The organism is Enterococcus sp. 4E1_DIV0656 (assembly GCF_002140695.1).
GTDB classification, from domain to species: Bacteria; Bacillota; Bacilli; order Lactobacillales; family Enterococcaceae; genus Enterococcus_D; species Enterococcus_D entomosocium.
Genome location: NZ_NGLF01000001.1, coordinates 1 through 918, shown reverse-complemented (window position 1 = coordinate 918; position 918 = coordinate 1). Strand labels below are relative to the sequence as shown.

2 pseudogenes are annotated in these 918 nt (G+C 45.2%); both read left to right on the top strand.

Features of this window, described 5'->3' with window-relative positions:
• Positions 1-173: 173 nt before the first annotated feature.
• Positions 174-844: pseudogene (locus tag A5882_RS00010) on the top strand (transketolase C-terminal domain-containing protein); the annotation flags it as partial.
• A pseudogene (locus tag A5882_RS20055) lies at positions 816-918 on the top strand (hypothetical protein); the annotation flags it as partial. The pseudogenes A5882_RS00010 and A5882_RS20055, both read left to right, overlap by 29 nt.

Sequence of the window (918 nt, the reverse complement as noted above, 5' to 3'; positions counted from 1 at the left end):
CAAAAGTATCTAGGATCAAGACGCTAAGCGAAATCGCTTAGCGTTTTTTTTGCACAAATTGATAAAAGAACAGGTGATTAACGTAATACCCTTTATTGAAGCCCTTTCAAGTAACTGGAAAAACATAAGCTTACTGAATTTTTTTTTACACCACTCAAAATCAGGTGTTTTTTCACAAAGAGATCAGCAAACAAGCCTTTGCGGGTGAATTGCCAGCAGATTGGGATGCAACATTACCAAGCTACGAAGTTGGCAGCTCACAAGCTAGTCGGGTTTCCAGCAAAGAGATGATCCAAGCCTTATCCCAAGCCGTCCCTAGTCTCTGGGGTGGATCGGCTGACCTTTCTGGTTCCAACAACACGATGGTGGCAGCAGAAAAAGACTTTGAACCCTGTCTCTTATACACATCTAGGTGATCGAAGGCACGCAAACCGGTGCGGATGAAAATGTCGCAAAAGGTGGCTACGTGATTTCAAAACAAGCTGGTGAAACACCAGCGGGGATTTTGATCGCCACAGGTTCTGAAGTGAATCTTGCGGTCCAAGCACAAGCTAAATTGGCAGAAGAAGGCATCGATGTATCGGTGGTCTCCTTACCAAGCTTTGATTTGTTTGAAGCACAAAGTTCAGAATACAAAGAAAGCGTCTTGCCAAAAGCAGTGAAGAAACGGGTAGCGATCGAAGCGGCTTCCCCATTTGGTTGGGAACGTTACACCGGTTTCCATGGAAAAGTGATCGCGATCGATCACTTCGGTGCATCAGCACCTGGCGACAAAGTATTAGCAGCTGTCTCTTATACACATCTAGATGTGTATAAGAGACAGGTATCAAGTCATCGATCACTATACCTACGCTTTATGTGGCGATGGGGATTTGATGGAAGGTGTTTCGCAAGAAGCTGCATCCATGGCGGGTCACA